The sequence below is a fragment of the Providencia sp. PROV156 genome (assembly GCF_028480905.1).
In the GTDB taxonomy this organism is placed as follows: Bacteria; Pseudomonadota; Gammaproteobacteria; order Enterobacterales; family Enterobacteriaceae; genus Providencia; species Providencia hangzhouensis.
Genome location: NZ_JAMPPE010000016.1, coordinates 27596 through 51385, shown reverse-complemented (window position 1 = coordinate 51385; position 23790 = coordinate 27596). Strand labels below are relative to the sequence as shown.

Annotated in this window: 22 protein-coding genes; 14 read left to right on the top strand and 8 right to left on the bottom strand. The window is 39.4% G+C overall.

Annotation, left to right across the window (positions count from 1 at the left end; genetic code table 11):
* The first annotated feature begins 20 nt into the window (after positions 1–20).
* From PSF31_RS12970 to PSF31_RS12925, 10 genes are all read left to right on the top strand, one after another.
* Positions 21–371, top strand: coding sequence for a cupin domain-containing protein (locus PSF31_RS12970; RefSeq protein ID WP_096864057.1), 351 nt, complete (start codon positions 21–23; stop codon positions 369–371).
* Positions 372–384: 13 nt separating this feature from the next.
* Positions 385–1155, top strand: coding sequence for a class I SAM-dependent methyltransferase (locus PSF31_RS12965; RefSeq protein WP_096864058.1), 771 nt, complete (start codon positions 385–387; stop codon positions 1153–1155).
* A gap of 214 nt (positions 1156–1369) precedes the next feature.
* The gene (locus PSF31_RS12960) at positions 1370–3571 is read left to right on the top strand and encodes a TonB-dependent siderophore receptor (protein WP_096864059.1); all 2202 of its coding nucleotides are present in this window, start codon (positions 1370–1372) and stop codon (positions 3569–3571) included.
* A gap of 83 nt (positions 3572–3654) precedes the next feature.
* On the top strand, positions 3655–4755 hold the full coding sequence (locus PSF31_RS12955) for an ABC transporter substrate-binding protein (protein ID WP_004257836.1): 1101 nt from the start codon (positions 3655–3657) through the stop codon (positions 4753–4755).
* A 284-nt stretch (positions 4756–5039) separates the two neighbouring features.
* A complete protein-coding gene (locus PSF31_RS12950) occupies positions 5040–5699 on the top strand; it encodes a helix-turn-helix transcriptional regulator (protein ID WP_004257829.1) in 660 nt (219 codons plus the stop codon).
* Between the two features lie 11 nt (positions 5700–5710).
* Entirely contained in the window at positions 5711–6778 is a 1068-nt protein-coding gene (locus PSF31_RS12945) for an alanine racemase (protein ID WP_096864061.1), read from the top strand.
* Between the two features lie 15 nt (positions 6779–6793).
* Positions 6794–7954, top strand: coding sequence for a M20 family metallopeptidase (locus tag PSF31_RS12940; protein WP_272683198.1), 1161 nt, complete (start codon positions 6794–6796; stop codon positions 7952–7954).
* 9 nt (positions 7955–7963) lie between these two features.
* Positions 7964–8425, top strand: a complete 462-nt coding sequence (locus PSF31_RS12935) for a RidA family protein (RefSeq protein ID WP_096864063.1) — start codon at positions 7964–7966, stop codon at positions 8423–8425.
* Positions 8426–8518: 93 nt separating this feature from the next.
* Entirely contained in the window at positions 8519–9814 is a 1296-nt protein-coding gene (locus tag PSF31_RS12930) for an MFS transporter (protein WP_004257818.1), read from the top strand.
* Between the two features lie 233 nt (positions 9815–10047).
* The gene (locus tag PSF31_RS12925) at positions 10048–10347 is read left to right on the top strand and encodes an HdeA/HdeB family chaperone (RefSeq protein WP_036958008.1); all 300 of its coding nucleotides are present in this window, start codon (positions 10048–10050) and stop codon (positions 10345–10347) included.
* 128 nt (positions 10348–10475) lie between these two features.
* On the opposite strand, the gene PSF31_RS12920 is transcribed toward PSF31_RS12925, so the two are convergent.
* Positions 10476–11375, bottom strand: coding sequence for a LysR family transcriptional regulator (locus PSF31_RS12920; RefSeq protein ID WP_004257812.1), 900 nt, complete (start codon positions 11373–11375; stop codon positions 10476–10478).
* 99 nt (positions 11376–11474) lie between these two features.
* On the opposite strand from PSF31_RS12920, the gene PSF31_RS12915 reads away from it, so the two are divergent.
* A complete protein-coding gene (locus tag PSF31_RS12915; protein ID WP_164560936.1) occupies positions 11475–12806 on the top strand; it encodes an MFS transporter in 1332 nt (443 codons plus the stop codon).
* Positions 12807–13199 carry a hypothetical protein gene (locus tag PSF31_RS12910; RefSeq protein WP_096864064.1) on the top strand — a complete coding sequence of 131 codons (393 nt, stop codon included), beginning with the start codon at positions 12807–12809 and terminating at the stop codon, positions 13197–13199. It abuts the gene before it with no gap.
* A gap of 70 nt (positions 13200–13269) precedes the next feature.
* Here PSF31_RS12910 and rpoD read toward each other — a convergent pair whose 3' ends face one another.
* The 3 genes from rpoD to rpsU all read right to left on the bottom strand — a co-directional run bounded on the left by rpoD (position 13270) and on the right by rpsU (position 17442).
* Positions 13270–15204 carry an RNA polymerase sigma factor RpoD gene (rpoD, locus tag PSF31_RS12905; RefSeq protein WP_071585863.1) on the bottom strand — a complete coding sequence of 645 codons (1935 nt, stop codon included), beginning with the start codon at positions 15202–15204 and terminating at the stop codon, positions 13270–13272.
* Positions 15205–15310: 106 nt separating this feature from the next.
* Positions 15311–17056 carry a DNA primase gene (dnaG, locus tag PSF31_RS12900; RefSeq protein WP_094961090.1) on the bottom strand — a complete coding sequence of 582 codons (1746 nt, stop codon included), beginning with the start codon at positions 17054–17056 and terminating at the stop codon, positions 15311–15313.
* A gap of 170 nt (positions 17057–17226) precedes the next feature.
* Complete coding sequence (gene rpsU / locus PSF31_RS12895) at positions 17227–17442, bottom strand: 30S ribosomal protein S21 (RefSeq protein ID WP_001144069.1); 216 nt, start codon at positions 17440–17442, stop codon at positions 17227–17229.
* Between the two features lie 330 nt (positions 17443–17772).
* On the opposite strand from rpsU, the gene tsaD reads away from it, so the two are divergent.
* The gene (tsaD, locus tag PSF31_RS12890) at positions 17773–18792 is read left to right on the top strand and encodes a tRNA (adenosine(37)-N6)-threonylcarbamoyltransferase complex transferase subunit TsaD (protein ID WP_094961091.1); all 1020 of its coding nucleotides are present in this window, start codon (positions 17773–17775) and stop codon (positions 18790–18792) included.
* A gap of 70 nt (positions 18793–18862) precedes the next feature.
* On the opposite strand, the gene PSF31_RS12885 is transcribed toward tsaD, so the two are convergent.
* Together PSF31_RS12885 and plsY are read right to left on the bottom strand one after the other, a co-directional pair.
* Positions 18863–20395, bottom strand: a complete 1533-nt coding sequence (locus PSF31_RS12885; RefSeq protein ID WP_096864065.1) for a methyl-accepting chemotaxis protein — start codon at positions 20393–20395, stop codon at positions 18863–18865.
* A gap of 273 nt (positions 20396–20668) precedes the next feature.
* Positions 20669–21325 carry a glycerol-3-phosphate 1-O-acyltransferase PlsY gene (gene plsY / locus PSF31_RS12880; protein WP_004257775.1) on the bottom strand — a complete coding sequence of 219 codons (657 nt, stop codon included), beginning with the start codon at positions 21323–21325 and terminating at the stop codon, positions 20669–20671.
* Positions 21326–21433: 108 nt separating this feature from the next.
* On the opposite strand from plsY, the gene folB reads away from it, so the two are divergent.
* Positions 21434–21793 carry a bifunctional dihydroneopterin aldolase/7,8-dihydroneopterin epimerase gene (folB, locus tag PSF31_RS12875; RefSeq protein WP_004257772.1) on the top strand — a complete coding sequence of 120 codons (360 nt, stop codon included), beginning with the start codon at positions 21434–21436 and terminating at the stop codon, positions 21791–21793.
* A 39-nt stretch (positions 21794–21832) separates the two neighbouring features.
* Here folB and PSF31_RS12870 read toward each other — a convergent pair whose 3' ends face one another.
* Complete coding sequence (locus tag PSF31_RS12870) at positions 21833–23062, bottom strand: multifunctional CCA addition/repair protein (protein WP_096864066.1); 1230 nt, start codon at positions 23060–23062, stop codon at positions 21833–21835.
* Positions 23063–23076: 14 nt separating this feature from the next.
* Positions 23077–23691, bottom strand: a complete 615-nt coding sequence (locus tag PSF31_RS12865; protein ID WP_036958005.1) for a TIGR04211 family SH3 domain-containing protein — start codon at positions 23689–23691, stop codon at positions 23077–23079.
* Positions 23692–23790 lie beyond the last annotated feature (99 nt).

The window sequence follows — 23790 nt, the reverse complement described above, 5'->3', positions numbered from 1 at the left end:
GAATTAAGGAATATTAAACGATGAGCAATAACACAATAACACCTTCAGAAGCGCTGACTATCAATCAGTTAATTAATTATACTGAACAAGGTATTGCAAGCCGCATATTAGCGAAAAATGCCGGGGGAAATATCACTTTATTTGCTTTTGATAAAGGCCAAGCGCTGTCTGAACACAGCGCCCCTTTTGATGCGATTGTGATGGTTGTTGAAGGGAGCTTACAACTTACCATCGAAGGAAAGCCAGTAATGGCTAAACCGGGGGAAGTTGTCAGAATGCCTGCTAATATTCCTCATGCGGTAGATGCGCTTGAGCCCGCAAAAATGCTGTTAGTTATGTTACGTGAGCCTGAAACGGCTTGTACACATTAACTTGGAGGTGAAAATGGACCAATCATTTACCGCCCACGAAGCAGGGCACAAATTTCTAGCACGCTTGGGGAAAAAACGTTTACGCCCAGGGGGAAAAGAAGCAACCGAATGGTTACTTAGCCAATCAGGGTTACACAAGAACAGCCAAGTTCTTGAAGTCGCGTGTAATATGGGAACCACTGCCATTGAAATTGCCTCCCAATTCCATTGTCATATTACGGGTATTGATATGGACAAGCAGGCGCTCGTACAAGCACAAAAGAATGTTGCGAATAAAGGGCTAACAGATTTAGTGACAATCCAAATGGCGGATGCATCAAAACTACCGTTTGAGGACAACAGTTTTGATGTGGTTATTAATGAAGCCATGCTAACCATGTACGGCGATAAAGCGAAAGCGAAGCTATTGCAGGAGTATTATCGAGTACTAAAACCGAGTGGCTGTTTATTAACCCATGATATTGCATTTAAGGATGCCCAAGCTGTTCAAAGTGTGGTTTCCCAAATGCAGCAAGCGATTAATGTTAAAGCACAGCCATTACCTGAAGCGCAATGGGTAGAATTATTTCAACAAGCGGGCTTCCAGCAAGTGGTATCTCACACTGGGCCAATGACGTTGCTATCACCAAAAGGGTTGATTTACGATGAAGGTATTTTGGGTGCCCTAAAGATTATCCGTAATGCATTGAAGAAAGAAAATCGTCCCCAATTTTTGCGTATGTTCCGTCATTTTCGGCAAAATCGTGGAAAATTGAATTATATTGCAGTCGTTAGCGTTAAGTAATTAATAGGAAGACCTTGCGCAAGGATGCGTGACTAGTACTGAATAACCTTTCATTATCTGTTGTTAATAATAATAATTCTTATATTTATCTTGATTCTTAGTTACTGTTGATAATAATTATTTGATAAAATAATAAACAGTAATTTAGTTATGCATTGTGATTTACTTTTTAGATTCAATAACAGCAATTCTAATAATGTAAAGGTTTAATTTAATGAAAATAAAGCATTTTTTTATTATCTCTCCTTGCTTTCTCCCTTTTATTTCCCCCTCCGTATTTGGCGCCGATAAAAAAGAAGAGTCTATAACCGTATCTGCTACACGTGGTTATAAAACCGTTTCAGAAATGGCACAAACCACATGGGTGATTGATAATGCTGAAATTGAGCAGCAAGCTGAAGGTGGAAAAGAATTAAAAGATATTTTAGCGCAGCTTATTCCAGGAATGAGTGTCAGTGGCCAAGGGCGGACAAACTATGGCATGAATATGCGTGGCCGTTCAATGATTGTGATGGTGGATGGAGTACGCCTTAACTCTTCTCGTAGTGATAGTCGCCAATTAGATTCTATCGATCCTTTTAATATTAATCATATCGAAGTTATTTCAGGCGCAACGGCGATGTACGGTGGTGGTAGCAGTGGTGGCTTGATTAATATTGTGACGAAAAAAGGCCAAGAAGAAAAACAAGTTTCCCTGCAATTAGGTGGAAAAACAGGCTTTAACAGTGGTAAAGATCACGATGAAAATATTGCTGCAGCAGTAAGTGGTGGTAATGAGAACGCTCACGGACGTGTTTCTGTTGCTTATCAACGCTATGGCGGTTGGTATGATGGCAAAGGTAATGCGATTAATATTGATAATACCCAAACAGGGCTGCAATTTTCTGATCGTTTGGATGTGATGGCGTCAGGTACTATCAAAATCGATGAAAAACAACAGGTTCAAGCTGTTTATCAGCATTATAAAAGTGAGTCTGATGGTAAACACGGCCTCTATTTAGGAAAAAATTTTTCCGCGGTTAAAGGGCAAGGTGAAGCTTATAACAGCAGCAAATTAAGTTCTGACCGTTTGCCGGGAACTGAGCGTAATTTGCTCAATTTACAATATTCAAATGCAGATGTATTTGGGCAGGATTTTGTTGCACAAGTTTATTATCGTGATGAATCACAAAAGTTTTATCCTTTCCCAACCCTTACAGGCAAAGATGTTACAAGTATCAGCTCATCGGATCAAAAAACCAATTTTTATGGAACTAAGCTGACGTTCAATAGCCAACCTATCGATGAATTAACGTTAACTTATGGTGTGGATGCAGAGCATGAGCAATTTCGTGCGAACCAAATGTTTTTTGATTTAGATAAAGCGAAAGAATCCGGGGGAATGGACTTAACTAAAGATTTCCAAATTGGCCGCTATCCAAGCTATACCACGACGAATATGGCGACATTTTTACAAAGTAGTTATGACATTACGCCAATGTTCACGTTAAGCGGTGGTGTGCGTTATCAGTACACAGAAAATAAAGTCGATGATTTTATTGGTTATGCACAGCAAGAAGCGATTGCTAACGGCAAAGGTAAATCAGCCGATGCAGTACCGGGTGGGAAAACGGATTACAACAACTTACTGTTTAACGCAGGGCTGCTGGTTAACTTAACCGAAGAGCAACAAACATGGTTTAATTTCTCTCAAGGCTTTGAAATTCCTGATATTGCTAAGTATTACGGAACAGGTGATTATGCGAAGACCCCAGATGCCAATGGCCACTATCATCTCAATAAAAGTGTTAACATTAATGATACCAAGGTAAAAGGAATTAAGGTTAACTCTTTCGAGTTAGGATGGCGTTACACAGGGGAAAACTTACGCACACAAGTTGCTACCTATTATTCTTTGTCTGATAGAAGCTACGGCATTAATAAAGATGACATGACCATCTATATGAAAACCGATAAACGCCGTATCTATGGGGTAGAAGGTGCGGTGGATTACTTCTTTGCTGACTCAGATTGGAGTGTTGGAAGTAACTTCAATCTACAAAAATCAGAAACTAAAGTGGATGGTAGTTGGGAAAAATGGAGCGTTGATTTCGCGAGCCCATCAAAAGTGAATGCCTATATTGGTTGGGAGCCGAATGACTGGGCGCTACGCTTACAAAGCCAGCAAACGTTCAATTTAACGGATGCGGCTGGTAAGAAACTCGATGGTTATAATACCGTTGATTTATTAGGAAGTTATATGCTACCAGTGGGTAAAGTTAGCTTTGCTGTCGAAAACCTGCTGGATAAAAATTACTCCACAATTTGGGGACAGCGGGCACAAAGCTTATATAGCCCTAAATATGGCGCTGCAAACCTGTACGATTATAAAGGCCGTGGCCGAACTTTTGCCCTTAATTACAGTGTGACTTTCTAATTTGATATTTTAACTAATGATAAGCCACTGTACAGTGGCTTTATTCATACCAACCTATTTAAATTTAAGGTAAAAGATTTTCCATGAAATTATTTCTCACAGGATTATTGTGCTTACTAAGCTTTTGGGGGCAGGCAAAAACGCCAACGGTGATTACCGACTTACAAGGTCGTGAAGTCACAGTTAATCTTCCCGTTGAAAAATTATTTTTGGTGGATAGTCGTGATATTTTGCCAGTGGATATTGCTGCGGGTAAAAGTGGGATATCTCGTATTGCGGGTTGGAGTGATTCGCTTACGCAGTACGCGCCAGATTTAAAACAAGCTTATTTCAGTGTGTTGCCTGAATTAGACAAAATTCCAACCTTAAAGAAAACTCGTGAAGCGGGTCTTCAAGTTGAAAAATTGATCGAATTAATGCCTGATGTGGTAATTATGCATAAGGCTAATTATGGTGCGATGCGTGATAGCCAAATTTTACCGCAACTTGAAGCCGCCGGTATTCAAGTTATTTTTATTGATTTTCGAATGGATATCGCGAAAAACACGCCGAAAAGCATTTTATTATTAGGGAAATTATTAGGAACACAAGAAAGAGCTGAACAGTTTGCGAAACTGTACCAAGAAAAATTAGATGCGATTGAAAGCCAATTAGCTCAGCCATTTCCAACTGTTTTGATTGAAGCGAATGCAGGGTTATTTAGCGATAATTGTTGTCAACTTTATGGTCGTTCAGGTTACGGTTCTTTAGCGGCCCTGGCAGGTGGAAATAATCTAGTTGCAGATAGCTTTCCTGCAAAAGGGGCTGAAAGTTCCATTGAGAATATTATTACATTAAACCCAGAATATTATTTACTGACAGGCGCCGATTGGCACAACTTTAATCGTCGTTCGCTCGCAGTAAGCTTAGGATATAATGCAAATAAAGCTAACGTGCAGAAGCAGTTATCAGTATTAATGGATAGACAAGGGATCTCATCATTAACGGCAGTTAAAGAAAAGCGCGTTATGGCGATTTACCATAATTTTTACAACAATCCGATGAATATATTTGCCATTGAAGCTATGGCTAAATTTATGCATCCAGAACGATTTAGCGCATTAAATCCAGAACAAAACTTAGTCGAATTCCAAAATCAATTTACAGAGATCCGAGAAACTGGCGTGTTTTGGGTGAGTTTATAAAAATAGGGCTGCTAACTTTTTGTTGGTAATAGAAACTAACAAAAAGTTAGGTCGCTAATTTGTCTCCGCATAGCTTCCCATTTATCAATAAACTCTCTGAAACCCCTTGTTCTATCATATCTCCCAGTTTTTTTATAAACTGGGAGTATTGCTATGTTAGTCATGCCAGCTAAAAATTTGTTAGCTAGAATCAAGAGATAGATCACAAATTGCTCAAATCTTGATTGAGCCCCCATTATTATCTAACTAATATTTAGTTAGGCTTAAAATAAGTTTGGTAGAAAATGAAAATTATTCAAGACAACTTTGAAATGTTATTGGCAGTTATGAAAGGAATTGCGGGCCAATTTGGCGACAATTGTGAAGTGGTATTACATGACCATAGCAAAGGGTTAGAAAGTAGTATTGTTGCAATTATTAATGGCCATGTTACGAAACGAAAGGTGGGAGACCCAAGTAGTAATTTAGGGCTTGAGGTACTGCGTGGGACAGATGTTGATGGCGACAAATACAATTATTTTACCCAAACCAAAGATGGGAAAATGTTGCGTTCAACTTCAATTTATTTACGTGATGAAACTGGCAAAGTTTCTGGGGCGCTTTGTATTAATCAAGATATCTCAGAATTTATTGCCGCAGAAAAAGCCATTCAAGGCATTACACAACGTAATAGTATTGAGCAAGATACGGTTAAGGAAGTTTTTGTCACGGACGTTAATGAAATTTTAGATCACCTTATTCAAGAATGCATGCAGGTTATCAAAGTCCCTGTCATCAATATGGGTAAAAAAGAAAAAATGGATGCAATTAAATTCTTTGATGATAGAGGTGCTTTCTTAATCAAAAAAGCAGGTGAGAAAATCTGTGAGTTTTTAAATATTTCCAAATATACCCTTTATACCTATTTAGCGGAATTAAAAGGGGAAGACAATAATGAAGAATAAGAGAGGTTTTTATGTCAATAACGCCTTACGTTGCTTTAGACTTACAGCAACTTGAAAAAAATGTCAGAGGCATGACAGGCAAGCTAACACAGCAAGGTATTGAACACTGGCCGCATATAAAAACACATAAATCAGTAGAATTAGCGAAATTTGAGATCGCCTGTGGTGCAAAAGGAATTACATGTGCCACATTGCAAGAAGCGACGGTTATGGCGAAAGGCGGAATTGATCATATTCTGCTTGCTTACCCAATGATTGGTGAACAAAAATGTCAGCAATTTATTGAGTTAGCTAAAAAAATAAAATTAAGAACGATTATTGATAGCCTACAAGGTGCTGAACAATTATCAGCAGCAGCAAAGCAAGAAAACCAAATTATTGAGGTCTATATTGCTGTTGATTATGGTGCTCACCGGGAAGGTATTCAATTAGATGACTTAGAGCCATTTGCACTGGCAATACAAAAATTACCTAATTTGAAAATTATTGGTGTATTTACTTATGCAGGAACAATATACCAATACCGAACCGAGCCTGAAATACGTAAAGCGGCAAAAGCAGAAGCAGATCTTTTATTATCTTGCCAAGAACGGTTAGAAAAATCGGGTATTACAGCGCCTCGGACATCTGGCGGGTCAACACTATCTTCATTCTATGCTGATGAATTAAAAGGGATTACAGAGTCACGGGCTGGGAACTTTATTTTTGGAGATATGAATGCTATCTATGGTGGTATTTATACGCCTGAAGATTGCGCTTTAACAATAAGAACAACTGTTGTGAGTATTCCTATTGAGGGGTATGCAACAGTAGATGCAGGGACAAAAACATTAACTTCTGACCAATCTGCAGAACCAGGCTTTGGTTATATAGTGGAAGACCCAACTATAAAACTAGTTAAATTAAATGAAGAACATGGCTATCTTCGCTATGACCCAAAACAAATTAAATTAAATATTGGTGATGTATTAAATATTATACCGAATCACAGTTGTGTCATTCCTAATTTAACAAACAAAATATATGCATTAAATAATAATGAAATAGACCATATTATTACACCAGACGCACGATATTAAATATCGGAGAATAAAATGTATAAATTAAATGAACAGCAACAACATGAGTTGCTAGAGCTTCTTTGTGCCTTAATTCGGCATAAATCCGAAAACCCGCCAGGGGAAGAACAACAAGTTGCTGAATTTATATATCACTATTTTAAACAAGAAAATATTGATGTTGAAATGCAAGAGGTAGCTCCTGGTCGTCCAAATGTTATTGCACATTTAAAAGGTTCAGGAAAAGGTAAACATTTATTATTTAACGGTCATATAGATGTTGTGCCTTGTGGCTGTGGTTGGAGTACCGAGCCATTCGACCCTGTGATTAAAGATGGAAAGGTTTTTGGGAGAGGGGCTGCAGATATGAAATCTGGTGTTGCTGCAATGATGTATACGGCAACATTATTAAAACGTAATCAAGATACATTTTCAGGTAATTTAACTTTAGTATTTAATGTGGATGAGGAGAGAATTAATCTTGGCATGCTGCATTATATTAAAGATGGAATTTCTGCAGATTATGCCATTATTGGTGAGCCAACTTCTCTTGGTGTATGCATCGCACATAAAGGCGTTAGCCGCTATAATTTAAGTACTAAAGGCACTGCAGGCCATGCAGCAAAAACTCGTTATCCTGATAGTGCAATTTCTAAGATGTCTAAAATACTACCTGCTATAGAACAACATCGCGCTTCTGTTGAGGAAATTAGTCATCCACTATTAGGTTGTGCTTCAATGATTATAACCACTATTAATGGTGGCACAGCTCCGAATATTGTTCCGCAGCATTGTGATATTGAAATAGATAGAAGACTCGTTCCAGGGGAAGAAAAACAAGAAATAGAAGCGAGATTACATCAAGCTATCGCGCAATATAATAAAGGTGAAGAGATAGATTATCACTTAGATAATTACTTATTTATTCCCGCTTCAGATATCCCAGCGGATCACGAATTAACTAAAGTTGCATTAGATACAGTGAGCCGTTTCATAGAAAAAACAGCGCTACCTGAAATATTTGAAGCGACATGTGAGGCGCCTTTTTTCTCGGTTACCAGCCAGATCCCTACACTTATTATGGGGCCTGGGGGACTAGCTCAAGCTCATGTTAAAGATGAGTTTGTTGAAATAAAAGAGTTATATCTTGCGGCTGAAATTTATTATGACATGGCAAATACATTGCTGAATAAATAGGAAAATTGAATGAATATTGAGAAGAAATTAGAAGAAAAAGGAATTAAACTTGCCACACCAGAGGCACCAAAGTTTTCATATGTATCTATTAAGCAGTATGGTGATTTACTTTATACATCAGGCCATGATTGTCAAAAAGATGGAGTATTAATTTATAGTGGTACATTAGGTAAAGAATTAACAGTCGAGCAAGGCCAAGAAGCAGCAAAACAATGTATTGTTAATATATTTTCCTCGTTAAAAGCCTATTTAGGAGATTTAGATAAAATTGATGAATGTATAAAATTATTGGGCTTTGTACAAAGCACTGATGATTTTAAAAACCAGCCACAAGTCATGAATGGAGCTTCAGATTTTTTAATTGAAATACTCGGTGATAAAGGTAAGCATACACGTTCAGCAATAGGTACGAATACATTGCCTTTTGATACGCCAGTGGAAATAGAATTAATATTAAAGCTAAAGTCGTAAATAATAGATAACAACTAAAGATTATTAATAAAATAAATCTGCGGAGTAAATATTATTCCGCAGGGTCCTGTTACGTCTTAAAGGTACTTAATTATGTCACTACATGCGAGTAAAAGACTAAAGCGCTGGCAGCTTATTGCGCTTACATTTTTGTTGATAGCAGGTATCATTAACTTTTTAGATAGAGCATCACTCTCTATTGCTAACTCTACAATAAGTAAAGAATTAGGATTTAGTGCAACCCAAATGGGATTACTGTTATCAGTATTTTCATTTGGTTATGCGTTATGCCAATTACCTATAGGTATGGTAATGGAGCGCTTTGGAGTTAAAAAGATTTATGGCTTTGGTTTGTTCTTATGGTCGTTAGCACAAACGGTTACAGGGCTATTATCTTCATTTACCCATTTAATTATTGCGCGAGTTATTTTAGGTATTGGTGAAGCCCCACATTTACCTACAGGCGTTAAAGTCGTTAATGATTGGTATAATATTCGTGAACGAGGATTACCTATGGGGATTGTTAATATGTCCTCTACGTTAGCTCAAGCGCTGGCTCCACCTTTGCTCATTGCATTAATGTTAGCTTTTGGCTGGCGTACAATGTTTATTATTATCGGTATTAGTGGGATTATTCTGTCTATACTTTGGTTTATTTTCTATCGTAATCGTGAACAATTAGAATTAACAGATGATGAATTAAACTATTTAAATGACGGAGCTCCACCATCTTCAACGAATAAAGTTTCTTTCAAAGAATGGGCATCATTATTTAAACAACGTTCTTTATGGGGAATGATTATTGGGTTTAATGGTGTGGGTTATATGGTTTGGCTATATCTAACATGGTTGCCCGCTTATCTTGAAAACTCCAGAGGTTTAAGTCTAGAAAAAACTGGCTGGGTTGCCGCAATACCCTTTTTATTTGGTGCGCTTGGAATGCTCGTAAATGGTGTTGTTGCAGACTATGTGGTGAAACGTGGCGCTGACAAAATGAAAAGCCGTAAATGGATGATTTGCTTAGGCTTATTATTTGCTGCCATGTTTACACTACCTGCTGCTTATACTGACAGCACATTTTCAGCTGTTGCTTGTATTAGTATGGCCTTGTTTTCTATTCACTTTGCAGGGACTTCTGCTTGGGGATTGATTTTAGTTTCAGTGCCTTCTCGTTTAATTACCTCAGTGAGTGGTATTCAAAATTTCGGTGGTTTTATTGGAGGGTCATTTGCTCCGATTATTACCGGTATTATTATTGACCAAACACATTCATTTACCTTAGCTCTTGTTGTTTGTGCAACGGTCGCATTCCTTGCATCATTGGTTTATTTCTTCTTTGTTAATGAACCAATTAAAGACCCTGCAGAGATGGAAGTAAAAGTAGTATAGTTAAATTTTATGGCCACTTTTTATAAGTGGCTTTTCTATAAAAAAACAAATCTTATATTGATGCTCTAATTGGGTCATTATTTGTAATTGATTGTTTTTATTATTTTTTATTCGATTCTTTAATTCAGTATAAATTTAATCATCAAAATTGGAATATGTAATTCTCATAAATAATATGCTAATAATAACCAGCCACATGATTATATGTTTTTAATTTTCCAAAGGAGTTTAAAATGAGAAAGGTTATTATATCTAGTGTATTATTTGCTGTATCTACAATTTCATTTAACTCAATGGCAGCAGACAAAAATACGGTTACACCTGAGAATATGACTTGCCAGCAATTTATTAATTTAGATCCTCAAAGCTGGGCACCTGTTGCGTTATGGGTAACAAACCAAGAAACGCAATTTAAAGGTGGAGATTATGTTGCGCTAACAGAGCAAAGTGTTGCTGAGGTCCCTCAGATTGTTGAGTTTTGTAAGAAAAAACCGGAAGGCACTCTGCAAGATTATTTAGCATCTAAGAAATAATGCTAACTATTATGCCATGGAGGGCATAATAGCCATGAACAATGAGAAAAATGAGTTTTTATACTGTGGTAGATTAGAAACTACACTTTAGAAACATTGAATCGATATATCTTTATATCTTTATATTTTTATTTATTTACAGCTAATTTATCGACTAAAAAATCGATAAATGCACGTGTCTTAGCCGGTAAAACAAAAGTATTTGGATAAAGTAATTGAATATTTTGTTTCGGTAAACGGTATTCGGGTAACACATGAACTAAACGCTCATGCTGCAAGTCGTCGTCAACCATCCAAGCAGGGCAGATAGCAATACCTAAAGAGGCTAGCACCATATGGTGAATAACGGCCGCAGAATTAGACTCATATTGGTTTTTAATTAAAGGTAAGTAATATTTTTCATTTTTTGAATTCTGTAAAAAATATTGAGGATCTTGCCAGTTTAATAGCGCATGGTTAATCCATGGGACATTTGCTAAATCAGTGAGTTGTTTGATTGGGTATTTTTTTAGAAATTCAGGAGTGGAGACTAAGTAAATCTCATATTCACCTAGTTTTTTCATTTTAAGAGATGAATTTTTTAAATTACCTAATCGAATAGATAAATCGAGTTTTTCTGTGATCAGGTCATCTAATGATGAGTTAAATGAATATTGTAACCTTAACTTAGGATAAAGGCGGCAAAATTCAGGGAGTAGCGGCAAAATAAAACGTTGGCCAAATTCACTCGTTGATGAAAAACGTAGCAAACCAGCAATATTCGTCCCTAAATTTTGGCTTTTTTCGAATGCTTCATCTATTTGATTTTGAATACGTTTAAAGTCGTCATAAAAATGTTTTCCTACCTCTGTTAATGCAATATTTCGCGTGTTTCGTGTTAGCAAGCTTACATTAAGCTGAGCTTCTAATTGTTTGATATCGACACTAACCATAGAGCGACTTAGCCCTAAAATATCTGCGGCTTTAGTGAATGAACCCGAATCAACAACCTGTAGAAAACTGATAATCTTTTTAAGATTTCTTTGCATAATGATAACGATTGTTCTTTTTTATTAAACAATCATGTTACCTCCCTTGTATCGACAAAGAAAGTACTTAAACCTATTCTTTGCCACTGGAGGAAGTCCATGACTTATCGATACAAAATTGCCACAGTATTTTTACTCGGTTTCTTTATTGATTGTATTAATATTTTTATGTCAGCGATAGCATTACCTGACATTGCTGCATCATTTTCAGCAAGCCAATCTCAAGTGGCTTGGGTTGCCAATGCCTATATTTTAGGTTTAGTTCTGGTGATGCCAATCAGCTTATGGTTAGCAGGTAGGTTAGGTAACCAAAAATTACTGTGTTATTCCATGCTACTTTTTTCTATTGCAGCTTGGCTCAGTGGAAGCAGTGATTCAATATATAGCTTAATTTTTTGGCGCTTTATCCAAGGAGCTGCGGGAGGGTTATTAATTCCGGTAGGTCAGGCGTTAGTTTTCGCATTATTTCCAAATAATGATCGTCAGCGTATATCAACATTGATTATGACAGTCGCGTTAATTGCTCCCGCATTTTCACCTGCAATTGGCGGCCTAATTATTGATTCTTTGTCTTGGCATTGGGTCTTTTATTCTAATTTACCTTTCTCATTACTAACGGCAGTACTCGCTTGGATATGGATAAAAAATGATGGGAAAAAAATAAGAGAAAAGCCAGATAGTTTGGGGCTAATAATGGTGAGTTTAAGTTTGTTAAGCCTATTATTATCATTCTCTTTTTATAATGATTATCACAATTTACTATTGGCTTTGGCGAGCTTTTTTACTTCTGTATTCGTATTTATTGTTTACCTTAAATATGCCCAAAAATGTCGAGAACCTATTTTAAATTTTCAGTTATTGAAAAATAGCAATCTGCGTAATGCTTTTATTGTTTACTATGCTGTTCCCGGTATTTTTACGGGAGTTAATTTACTCAATATTTTTAATCTACAAGAGAACATGGGGTTCAGTGCAGCAAAAACCGGGCTATTTATGGTGCTATATGCATTGGGGGCGGTAATATCAATGTTAACTGGTGGACGTCTTTACTTACAGATAGGAAAAAAACGATTATTTATTATTGGTATTACATTACATAGCTTTGGTATTTTTCTGCTTTATTGGGTCTCATCTTCCAGCCAGCTCAGTTTATTGATAATCGCTTATTTATTGATGGGGATGGGCGGAGGGTTGAGCGCCAATACTGCACAAATTAGCTCGTTGATGGATTTCAAAGACAAAGATTTACTTCAAGGTAGCGTGTTATGGAATATTAATCGACAAGTCGCATTTAGTGTTGGTGCAGTCGTATTTATTTCTATATTTAGCTTAATGACTTTCTCGAGTGATTTATTACGTTATCAATTTACGTTTCTTATTGCATCAATACTCGGGTTACTTTCATTAATTTCAGTGATCAAGGAAAAATAAATGAGTGAAACAATGGGAAGAGCGCAGCAAAGCGTGGTGGATTTACATATTCTTATTGAGGATATTTTTACAGGGCGTCGTGGTAATAAAAGTTTGGCGCCGTTATTAGCCAGCTTCGATGACAACTTCAAAATGGTTACCACACAAGGCCATTGTATTGGATTAAATGCAGTGACTCAGTTATTTAGTCAGAATGTAGGGGCTAGAACATCATTTTCTACAGAGTGTATTAATCTGATTCCATTGCGCGAAGACAATGGCTATTGCTGGGTTCAGTATCAAGAAAAACAGCAAATAAATGGTATTGAGTCGTTAAGAATTTCGACTGCATGTATCAGGGTCGAACCCGAAAAGTGTGTTTGGCTTTATTTGCATGAAACACCGGTAGTGTAGCTTTCCATGGTTTTTGTGACCATAAAAAAACACCTGCCGGAGCAGGTGTTTTTAGATATAAATAAATCAATTATTCGTCAAGGAAGCTGCGCAGAACTTCTGAGCGGCTTGGGTGACGTAATTTACGTAACGCTTTCGCTTCGATCTGACGAATACGCTCACGGGTAACATCAAACTGTTTACCAACTTCCTCAAGGGTGTGGTCAGTATTCATGTCGATACCAAAACGCATGCGTAGCACTTTTGCTTCACGAGCGGTTAAGCCTGCTAACACTTCGTGAGTTGCAGAGCGTAAGCTTTCTGACGTTGCAGAGTCTAAAGGCAGCTCTAAAGTTGTATCTTCAATAAAATCACCTAAATGTGAATCTTCATCATCACCGATAGGGGTTTCCATAGAGATAGGTTCTTTAGCAATCTTCAGTACTTTACGAATTTTATCTTCCGGCATTAGCATGCGTTCTGCCAGTTCTTCTGGCGATGGCTCACGGCCCATTTCTTGCAGCATTTGGCGAGAGATACGGTTCAGTTTGTTGATAGTTTCAATCATGTGAACCGGGATACGAATAGTACGTGCTTGGTCAGCAATTGAACGCGTGATAGCTTGACGGATCCACCAAGTTGCATAAGTTGAGAACTTATAACCACGGCGATATTCAAACTTATCAACGGCTTTCATCAGACCGATGTTACCTTCTTGAATCAGGTCAAGGAACTGCAAGCCACGGTTGGTGTATTTCTTAGCAATAGAAATTACCAGACGTAAGTTTGCTTCAACCATCTCTTTCTTCGCACGGCGTGCTTTCGCTTCACCGATAGACATACGACGGTTGATATCTTTAACTTGTTCGATAGTCAGACCCGTTTCTTCTTCAATTTGACGCAGTCTTTGTAGGCAACGCAGAATTTCTTCTTCAACTTCAAGTAGTTTTTCTGACCAAGGCTTGTTCATTGCTTTTGCAGCAGTTAACCAAGTTTCACTGGTCTCATTACCACTGAATAAAGTAATGAAGTTTTTCTTCGGCATCTTGCACTGTTCAACACATAGTTTCATGATGGTACGCTCTTGTAAGCGAACTCTGTCCATCATTTCACGCATGTTATTGACCAGATAGTCAAATTGCTTAGGAACTAAACGGAATTCTTTAAATACTTCGGAAAGCTGCTCGATAGCGGCAGCCGTTTTCGCATCACTACGGCCATATTGTTTAATATGTTGACGCGTTTTTTCATATTGCTCACGAAGATCAGAGAATTTTTGACGTGCTAATTCAGGATCGATGCTGTTATCGTCATCGCTATCGCTGTCATCACCGTCTTCATCTTCTTCGTCTTCGTCATCGTCTTTATCAAGCTCTTCTTGTGGTAATTCAGAGCCAACGTGAGTCGCTGTTGGTGCAAGATCTTCTTCCGCGTTAGGGTCAACAAAGCCAGTAATTAAATCAGATAAACGGCTTTCTCCTGCTTCAACACGGTCATATTGCTCAAGAAGATAAGTGATAGCCTCAGGATATTCAGCAACAGAGCACTGAACCTGATTAATACCATCCTCGATACGTTTTGCAATGTCGATTTCGCCTTCTCGAGTGAGAAGCTCGACGGTTCCCATTTCACGCATATACATGCGAACAGGGTCGGTTGTACGGCCGATTTCACTTTCAACACTGGACAGCACTTGTGCAGCGGCTTCTGCTGCATCTTCATCAGTATCGGAAGTATTTTCAGCCAAAATTAAATCATCGGCATCAGGTGCTTCTTCCATGACCTGGATGCCCATGTCATTAATCATCTGAATGATATCTTCGATTTGATCTGAATCGACGATATCTTCCGGCAGATGGTCGTTGACCTCAGCATAGGTTAAGTAACCTTGCTCTTTACCCTTGGTTACGAGTAGCTTAAGCTGCGACTGCGGGTTTTGCTCCATAAGACGGTATCCACACTTCTGAGTATTTAGATTGGTGTCGGTCGGCGAAACATTCGGCCAACAAGAACATACAAAGGGAATATTTATTATTCGCTACGCCCTTTATTTTCGTAGCATTTTACAGGCATTTGCCTTGTGTTTAGCGGCACTTAAGCCGTTTAAAATATTAATTCTGTTTTGGGTTAGATTATGTTTTCACTCTGGAAAGAGTGATTAAGCGGACTTCTTCGCGCTCTTCTGGGGTCAGCCCTTCAGTTCGTTCTTTTGCTATCAAATAGTCGAAACGTTCGTCGAGTGCGCTATTAAATAGATGGTTTAAGGCATCTATAAAAGTATTTTCCGCTATCTCCTCTATTTCTATATCGTTCCACGTTGCCAGTTTTTCAAGCTGTTTCGCAAATTTATTATCACGATAACGCTCTAGCAACTGCCCAGTTGACATTCCGGGGGTGGAACGGCAGACATCGACCAATTCCTGAAATAGAGAAAGCCCCGGCATTTGAATATGGGCAATTCCCTCTAATGAGGGAACAAGCTCCGAAAAGTTCGGATTCTGTACCAACAGCGCGATAAGTATTCGCATTGTGGTTGGCTTTAATTTGGGAGCCTGATAGTTAACTTGTTCTATGCTCTCTCTATCAATCATAGCAAGAACTTGAGAAATATCCGGTATACCAATAAAATTTCCTAGCTCTTGTGCCATATAAAGGCGCAGCGTTTCACCAGGTATTTGCTTAATCAAAGGGATAGCCAGTTTACTAAATTTTGCTTTCCCTTCTTGCGTTTTTAAATCTACCTGAGGCACAAGTGAATCAAATAAAAAAGCAGAAAGGGTTTGAGCATCCTTCATGCGTTGCTCAAAAGCGTCTTTGCCTTCTTTACGTACTAATGAATCTGGGTCTTCGCCGTCTGGTAAAAACATAAAACGCAATTGACGGCCGTCCGTCAGATAAGGTAGGGCTGTTTCAAGTGCTCGCCATGCCGCTTCTCGGCCAGCGCGGTCACCATCATAGCAACAAATAACCGTATCTGTTGAACGATAAAGTAACTGAATATGTTCTGAGGTTGTTGATGTACCCAGTGAAGCAACCGCATAGCGGATATCGTACTGAGCAAGTGCAACAACGTCCATATAACCTTCAACTACCAGTAATTTTGATAATTCATTACTGTTTTGTGTTGCTTCATAAAGGCCAAATAACTGGCGACCTTTATGGAAAATGTCGGTTTCAGGGGAGTTCAAGTATTTAGGAAGAGCATCTCCTAATACGCGTCCACCGAAGGCAATCACACGACCGCGCCTATCCCGGATTGGGAACATGACACGCTCTCTAAAGCGGTCATAGACTCGGCCATTATCATTTGTCACTAACATGCCAGCATCATCAAGCTGTTTGCGACTTTCTGGGTTTACAGCAAACTTTTTGAGCAAGTTGTCCCAGCCCGCAGGGGCGAAGCCAATCGAAAAATGCTCTATAATTTCAGTGCTTAAACCACGTTGGCTTAAATAATCTTTCGCTTTATTAGCAGAAGGATGACTTAAGGCAGCACAGTAAAATTGATTAATTTTTTCCATCAACTGATATAAATTTTGCCGTTGATGAAGTTCTATTTGGCTTGAACCCGTTCCTTTTTCATATGGGACATCAAGGCCGTGTAGTGCAGATAATTCTTCGATAGCTTCGACAAAATCGAGTTTGTCGTAATTCATCAAAAAATCGATGGCATTGCCATGCGCACCACAACCAAAACAGTAATAAAATTGCCTTTCACCATTTACAGTAAAAGAAGGCGTTTTTTCATTATGGAACGGACAACAAGCGTGATGGTTTTTACCCTGTTTTTTTAACGGGACTTTTGCATCGACTAAATCAATGATGTCGGTTCTTGCTAACAAGTCATTGATAAATGAACGCGGAATTCGTCCAGCCATAAGCCTCTTTTTCGCCTGTTGATGAACGATAATAAGCCGCGCTTCCTTGTGGAAAGCACGGCCTTTAACTGCTTAGCTATTTACTACTACAAAAACTGAGTGACTACGAGAGAAACTAAAGTTTTGTATTAGCTATCGTCTGCAATGAATGCGGCTTTCACCGCAAACAATTAGTACAGACGAGTACGGCGTGCGTTTTCGCGAGCCAGTTTCTTAGCGTGACGCTTTACAGCTGATGCTTTAGCGCGTTTACGTTCAGTCGTTGGTTTTTCATAGAATTCACGACGACGAACTTCAGCTAAAACACCTGCTTTTTCACAGGAACGTTTGAAACGACGCAGTGCAACGTCGAATGGCTCGTTTTCACGTACTTTAATTACCGGCATGTGCCTCTCACCTCAATAGAAATCGGTTTGTTGCTGGTACTGATTCACCAGCCTTCATTTAAAATGGTGCGGAATTTTACTTCAATGAGTACGGGTTTGTAAAGTGCCGTATAAAATTGAATCACACAAGATTACCTGATTTGCAGTTCATTTGATGAAAAAGCAAACAAAACCAGATAATAATGAGAATTAGCCACACGAAATTTTTTATTACAGGGGACTGATTATAGACTATACAGTCAGGAAAGTCAGCCTTTTGACAACATTAATTACGCGATTGAACGAAAATAGTGATAGACTTGCGGTTATGCAATAAACAAGGGTAGTGCAATGCGTGTTTTAGGTATCGAAACCTCTTGCGATGAAACTGGTATCGCAATCTATGATGATGAGCGTGGCTTATTAGCCAATCAATTATACAGCCAAATTAAAGTTCATGCAGACTATGGTGGTGTCGTGCCTGAATTGGCTTCACGTGATCATATTCGTAAAACAGTGCCGTTAATTCAAGCGGCGTTGAAAGAAGCCAATTTAACCAGTGAAGACATCGACGCTGTAGCTTACACTGCGGGCCCTGGTTTGGTGGGGGCTTTAATGGTTGGTGCAACTGTTGGGCGTTCATTAGCTTTTGCATGGAATGTTCCTGCCGTGGCCGTTCACCATATGGAAGGCCATTTATTGGCACCGATGTTAGAAGAGAAAAGCCCTGAATTCCCTTTTGTTGCGTTACTGGTTTCAGGTGGGCATACCCAGCTTATCAGTGTGACGGGAATTGGTGAGTATGAGCTACTTGGCGAGTCCATCGATGACGCGGCAGGTGAAGCGTTTGATAAGACAGCTAAATTATTAGGCTTAGACTACCCTGGAGGCCCTGTGTTATCTCGAATGGCAGAGCAAGGCACAGCAGGTCGTTTTGTTTTTCCTCGTCCAATGACCGACAGACCAGGGCTGGATTTCAGCTTCTCAGGGTTAAAAACCTTTGCAGCCAATACTATTCGTGAAAATGCGGATGACGACCAAACCCGTGCAGATATTGCGAGAGCCTTTGAAGATGCGGTGGTAGATACGCTTGCGATTAAATGCAAACGTGCATTGGAGCAAACTGGTTTTAAACGCTTGGTGATGGCCGGCGGCGTTAGTGCTAATCGTGCTCTCAGAGCTAAAATGGAAGACGTCCTCAAACAGCGCGGTGGTGAAGTTTTTTATGCGCGCCCTGAGTTTTGTACTGATAACGGAGCGATGATTGCGTTAGCGGGGCTTATTCGTCTTAAAGGTGGAACAACGGCAGGACTTGGTGTAACAGTTCGCCCGCGCTGGCCTTTGGCTGAATTACCACCCTTAGAAAAATAATCATTGTTAATGAATTCATATTTTTTGTAAAAAGGGCTGGATGACAGCCCTTTTGCTATTCAATTAGATATTAATGTAAAACAACAACCGCATCTTCAAGTCGGCTTGAGCGTGCTTTTACCATCGTTGATGTCTCTGTGCTTTGCTCTACCAGTAATGTACTTTGTTGTGTGATGGTTTCGAGCTCACTGACTGCTTGGGTAATGTCGGCGATACCAGCCGCTTGTTCAGAGGTCGCTTGGCTAATATGGGTGATCAATTGTGTGACATTTTGTATTTGGTCAACAATCTCTTTCATGGTATCTCCGGCTGTATGGACTTGATTTTTTCCTGAATTGACTTTCTTTTCACAATCATTAATTAATTCGCGAATATCATTCACTGCGCTTGCACTGCGGCTTGCAAGACTACGGACCTCATTGGCAACCACAGCAAAGCCTTTGCCTTGCTCACCTGCACGCGCGGCTTCTACCGCCGCATTTAACGCGAGTATATTAGTTTGAAATGCGATGTCTTTAATTACATCAGTGATGGAATTGATTTTGCTGGTACTACTGACAATTTCATTCATGGTATCAACAACAGCTTCCATCATGGCACCTCCACTTACTGCAGTTTCGCTGGTGGTATTGGAAAGCTGATCAACTTGAATCGTGTTATCAGCATTCATTTTTACGGAAACAGCCATTTGGTTCATTGTTGCAACGGTTTGTTGCATATAGCCGACGGTTTGCTGAGTGTGAGTTTCTAATTCACGACAATCGGAGACTAAAGATTCACTGCCTTTGCGAACGTTATCAACTTGTTCGGAGACATCTTTGATTAACCAGCGGCAGATTAACCCCAGTTGCCCAATAGAACGTAATACTAAGCCAATTTCATCTGTGCGCTGCATATGGTTAACGCTATGTCGATTTCCTCGTGCAATACCAAGTGCTTGTTTGGTGATGTCTTCCAATGGCGCTGCTAGCATTTTTTCAAATACCACATTACCGATCAGTAACGTGATAAATGTACAGGCACTCATCATCATAAGAGGTGCGATTGGCTGGGGAATGAAGCTTGCCATGATGAGCCAAAGAATAAATAACAAACTCATGATTAGCCGGATACGCGAACGCGTTGAATATGTTGAAAAGTGAAATGGCATTTTTTTAGAAAGCACAATTCCCTTAAAAATTTTTCGTTGGCTTTTATTTTCATTCATTGCGTCATAAATGGGTTCTACCGTAGCAATTTCTTCACGTGTTGCCCGTGTTCGAATAGACATATAGCCCGTAATAGCCCCTTTTCGTTCCATTGGAATGATATTGGCTCGAACCCAGTAATGGTCGCCATTTTTGCGACGATTTTTCACAATGCCAGTCCAAGGTTCTCCTTTTTTAAGAGTTGCCCACATGTCGGCAAAAGCTTCCTTGGGCATATCCGGATGGCGGATAATATTGTGTGGACGTGTTAATAACTCATCTAATTCATAACCACTAACCTGTACAAAGAAATCATTAGCATGGACAATATTTCCTTGCAAATCGCTGGTTGTCATCAAGGTGATATTTTCATCTAATACATATTCGTTTTGAGTGATATAAGGGGTTCTGCTCATTATAAATACCATTATTATTGTTTAATTTTCCTTTTATATAGTCGACAGCTTTTAAATATTCCTTAGTAATAAATTTGCAATTATTTAACTTTTTTTTAAAAGTGTGCGCTGGTTATGGCAAAAATGTAACGTAGCACAAATTGCTATCAGTACAGTTTTAAGGAGAGATATCGAACGGTTGTTATTGGGGGAGTTTTTGGAAATTTTAAACAAGGCAAATAGCATAAAAAAAGAGCTGAAATCAGCTCTTCTTAGGAAAAATCATATTAACGATTAGTCATCTAGTTCTTGTTCTTTGGTTTCTTGGGCTATTTCTTTATTGGTTTTTTGCTTTTTGTTTTTTAGTTTTTGCCAAATACGGCTTTCTTGACCGCGCCAAAGGCGTTGTATATTACCGTGATGGCGAACTAACACTAAACAAGACAACATGGCGACAGGGAAGGTGAATTCAGGTTTAAACCACCAAACATAGAAGGGGGCAAGTAAGGCGCTGACAATCGCGCCGAGTGATGAGTAACCACTAAGCAATACCGTAAGTAACCATGTCCCTGCGACTAAACCAGAAAGATCCCAACCAATAGCAGCAATTGAACCAAATGCGGTTGCTACCCCTTTTCCGCCTTTGAAACGAAAGAAAATGGGATATATATGCCCAAGACAGGCTGCAATTGCAACAAAGCCAAGATAGAATGGCTGCACATTTAAATAATAAGCAAGCCAAACTGGTATCATCCCTTTTAATACGTCACAAATGAGTACTCCGGCAGCGGCTGCTTTACCGCCTACACGTAATACGTTAGTTGCACCAGGGTTACCAGAGCCGTGTTGACGGGGGTCGGGTAGTCTCGCCAAACGGCAGATCAGTATCGCACTCGAAACTGAGCCACAAAGATAGGCGAAGATTATCATACCAAGCGCGGTTGCACTCATAGCTAACTCCAAAAACGGTTAAGGCCATAAATTCACTTCAGTCTTGGATAATACGCATATTTTTGCTGAAGTGGTATCAATTCAGTACATAAATGAGAAAATGACGTGATGGATATCGTATTTATTGAGCAATTATCAGTCATCACCACGATTGGTGTATATGACTGGGAACAAGATATTGAACAGAAACTCGTGCTCGATATCGAAATGGGATGGGATAACAAACGCGCGTCTATGAGCGATAATGTAGAATATTGCCTAGATTATGCCAAAGTTAGTCAGGCTATCCTAGCTCATGTAGGGAATAACAAGTTTGGGTTAGTAGAACGTGTTGCTGAAGAAGTTGCACAGTTATTGATGACACAGTTTGCTAGCCCATGGGTTCGTATTAAGGTGGCTAAGCCGGGAGCCGTGGCGCGAGCCAAGCAGGTTGGGGTTATTATAGAAAGAGGCATGAAAACTGCTTAAATGATGACTGGCGGTGTTTAGCCGCCAGTTTTATGGTCGTTAGATGATTTGTTGCTGCTGCCAATCTGTTACCGCTTCAATGCGTTGTTTTGTAAGTTCTTGGCGAATTTCAGGGCCTTTAAATCCCTGTTCAACGATAGGTTTGACATCAACCGCTTGTGCGATAGTAAAAGCCTGCTTGAAATATATCCCTTGTGGGTACGTTTGCTGTTCAAGGCCTAACCGGCCTCTTGCATCAGCTTCGCTGATTAAACTCAGTTGTTCAATACGTTCTGGTTTACGCCAGCTATCAAGCCCATCAAAAATCGCAATTAGCTCATTAGCAGGTAATTTATTGATAACATGGATTTTATCATGATAGCGTGCCGCTAGACGGGCTAAGTCACGAGCCGTAGTTGGTACTTTTAATCTTGCGCAGAGAGTTTCTATTAATGGAATACCTGCCTCACCGTGGTTTGGATGGCTCGGCCAAATATCAGGTGGTGTTAACGCTTTACCTAAATCATGGCATAAGGCAGCAAAGCGAATATCCACATTATTAGATAGCTCGGCAATCACTTTCATTACCATTAGCGTGTGGATACCCGTATCAATTTCAGGGTGCCATTTTTCAGGGGCAGGAACACCAAATAACGCATCAACTTCAGGAAAAAGTACAGCTAAAGCACCACATTGGCGTAAAACATCAAAATACACCTGTGGGGAATTTGATTTCAGCGCTTTTTCTGTTTCCGTCCAAACGCGCTCAGCGGTGAGGTGAGATAATTCCCCTGTAGCGGCCATTGTTTGCATCAAGGTTAATGTTTCTGGTGCGATAGTAAAACCATGCTCAAAGTAGCGAGCAGCAAAACGAGCAACCCGCAAGACCCGCAAAGGGTCTTCAGAAAATGCATCAGAAACATGGCGTAAAACACGGCTCTTGAGGTCTTTCACGCCTTGGTATGGGTCAACAATTTCACCTGATTCACTTTGTGCTATCGCGTTAATTGTCAGATCGCGACGTAGCAAATCATCTTCAATGGTCACATCAGGTGCGCTATAGCAGCTAAAACCAGTATAGCCCGCACCAATTTTACGCTCTGTTCGGGCTAAAGCGTATTCTTCATGGGTCTTTGGGTGCAAGAAAACCGGAAAATCCTTTCCTACTTGTTGAAAACCTTGAGATAGCATTGCCTCGGGGGTTGTACCAACCACCACGTAGTCTCTATCTGAAATAGGTAGTCCAAGAAGTTGGTCACGCACTGCGCCACCCACGAGATAGACTTTCATTTGAATGGCCTCAATTACATCCAACCATCATTACGTTTTTTACGACGCGGAATAATGTGCGGTAAAATCAAACCTAAAATTAAGCCAACACCGGCAACACCACCGCCATACATAAACCATTGTAAGATTAATTCGCGACGGCGATCATCTAAGTTGACCTCTGCAATCTCTAGCTTTTTACCGGATTTGATCAACTCATTTTTTAATTTTTCATTTTCGGCTTTTAGCTGGCTGACAATATTGTCATTATCAGCCACTTTTTGCTGCATATCTGCAGTTCGTGTATTCCACGTACTGTCGATATTGTCGAGTTGTTGACGTAGCTTTTGATTCTCAGCTTCAAGTTCTGGAATGCGGGTTTTCATGCTTGGAGTATTGCTGAGTTGGTCAACAGGTAACCAGACCGTTCTACCTTTTTCATCGCGAACTTGTGCAAATTTGTTATCTGTGGAAAGCAGTTCAACCGCTTCCCCGGCATTGAGCGTACCTACAATACGATATTTTGTGCCAGGTCCACTATGAACGTATGTGGATAAATCATCTGACACATAACGTTTTTCTGCTGCATGTGAATTTAAGGAAAGGCCTAGCCCCATGATTGAAATTAATAATAATGGAATTTTTCGCATGGTATTTACAGTCTTTTGATGGTGAATGAGTTTTATATTAATTGAATACTAATGAGTAAAACGCGAGGGTGCAAATCCTAAACGCAGATGTCTCTACAG

What these genes read in the sequence shown, in the direction of transcription:
- PSF31_RS12865 (WP_036958005.1), bottom strand. Translation starts at nt 23,691, where the DNA reads ATGCGAAAAATTCCATTATTATTAATTTCAATCATGGGGCTAGGCCTT.
- dnaG (WP_094961090.1), bottom strand. Translation starts at nt 17,056, where the DNA reads ATGGCTGGACGAATTCCGCGTTCATTTATCAATGACTTGTTAGCAAGA.
- PSF31_RS12925 (WP_036958008.1), top strand. Translation starts at nt 10,048, where the DNA reads ATGAGAAAGGTTATTATATCTAGTGTATTATTTGCTGTATCTACAATT.
- PSF31_RS12870 (WP_096864066.1), bottom strand. Translation starts at nt 23,062, where the DNA reads ATGAAAGTCTATCTCGTGGGTGGCGCAGTGCGTGACCAACTTCTTGGA.
- PSF31_RS12945 (WP_096864061.1), top strand. Translation starts at nt 5,711, where the DNA reads ATGTCAATAACGCCTTACGTTGCTTTAGACTTACAGCAACTTGAAAAA.
- PSF31_RS12965 (WP_096864058.1), top strand. Translation starts at nt 385, where the DNA reads ATGGACCAATCATTTACCGCCCACGAAGCAGGGCACAAATTTCTAGCA.
- tsaD (WP_094961091.1), top strand. Translation starts at nt 17,773, where the DNA reads ATGCGTGTTTTAGGTATCGAAACCTCTTGCGATGAAACTGGTATCGCA.
- PSF31_RS12930 (WP_004257818.1), top strand. Translation starts at nt 8,519, where the DNA reads ATGTCACTACATGCGAGTAAAAGACTAAAGCGCTGGCAGCTTATTGCG.
- PSF31_RS12885 (WP_096864065.1), bottom strand. Translation starts at nt 20,395, where the DNA reads ATGAGCAGAACCCCTTATATCACTCAAAACGAATATGTATTAGATGAA.
- PSF31_RS12915 (WP_164560936.1), top strand. Translation starts at nt 11,475, where the DNA reads ATGACTTATCGATACAAAATTGCCACAGTATTTTTACTCGGTTTCTTT.
- PSF31_RS12970 (WP_096864057.1), top strand. Translation starts at nt 21, where the DNA reads ATGAGCAATAACACAATAACACCTTCAGAAGCGCTGACTATCAATCAG.
- PSF31_RS12950 (WP_004257829.1), top strand. Translation starts at nt 5,040, where the DNA reads ATGAAAATTATTCAAGACAACTTTGAAATGTTATTGGCAGTTATGAAA.
- PSF31_RS12910 (WP_096864064.1), top strand. Translation starts at nt 12,807, where the DNA reads ATGAGTGAAACAATGGGAAGAGCGCAGCAAAGCGTGGTGGATTTACAT.
- PSF31_RS12940 (WP_272683198.1), top strand. Translation starts at nt 6,794, where the DNA reads ATGTATAAATTAAATGAACAGCAACAACATGAGTTGCTAGAGCTTCTT.
- plsY (WP_004257775.1), bottom strand. Translation starts at nt 21,325, where the DNA reads ATGAGTGCAACCGCGCTTGGTATGATAATCTTCGCCTATCTTTGTGGC.
- PSF31_RS12960 (WP_096864059.1), top strand. Translation starts at nt 1,370, where the DNA reads ATGAAAATAAAGCATTTTTTTATTATCTCTCCTTGCTTTCTCCCTTTT.
- PSF31_RS12920 (WP_004257812.1), bottom strand. Translation starts at nt 11,375, where the DNA reads ATGCAAAGAAATCTTAAAAAGATTATCAGTTTTCTACAGGTTGTTGAT.
- PSF31_RS12955 (WP_004257836.1), top strand. Translation starts at nt 3,655, where the DNA reads ATGAAATTATTTCTCACAGGATTATTGTGCTTACTAAGCTTTTGGGGG.
- PSF31_RS12935 (WP_096864063.1), top strand. Translation starts at nt 7,964, where the DNA reads ATGAATATTGAGAAGAAATTAGAAGAAAAAGGAATTAAACTTGCCACA.
- rpsU (WP_001144069.1), bottom strand. Translation starts at nt 17,442, where the DNA reads ATGCCGGTAATTAAAGTACGTGAAAACGAGCCATTCGACGTTGCACTG.
- folB (WP_004257772.1), top strand. Translation starts at nt 21,434, where the DNA reads ATGGATATCGTATTTATTGAGCAATTATCAGTCATCACCACGATTGGT.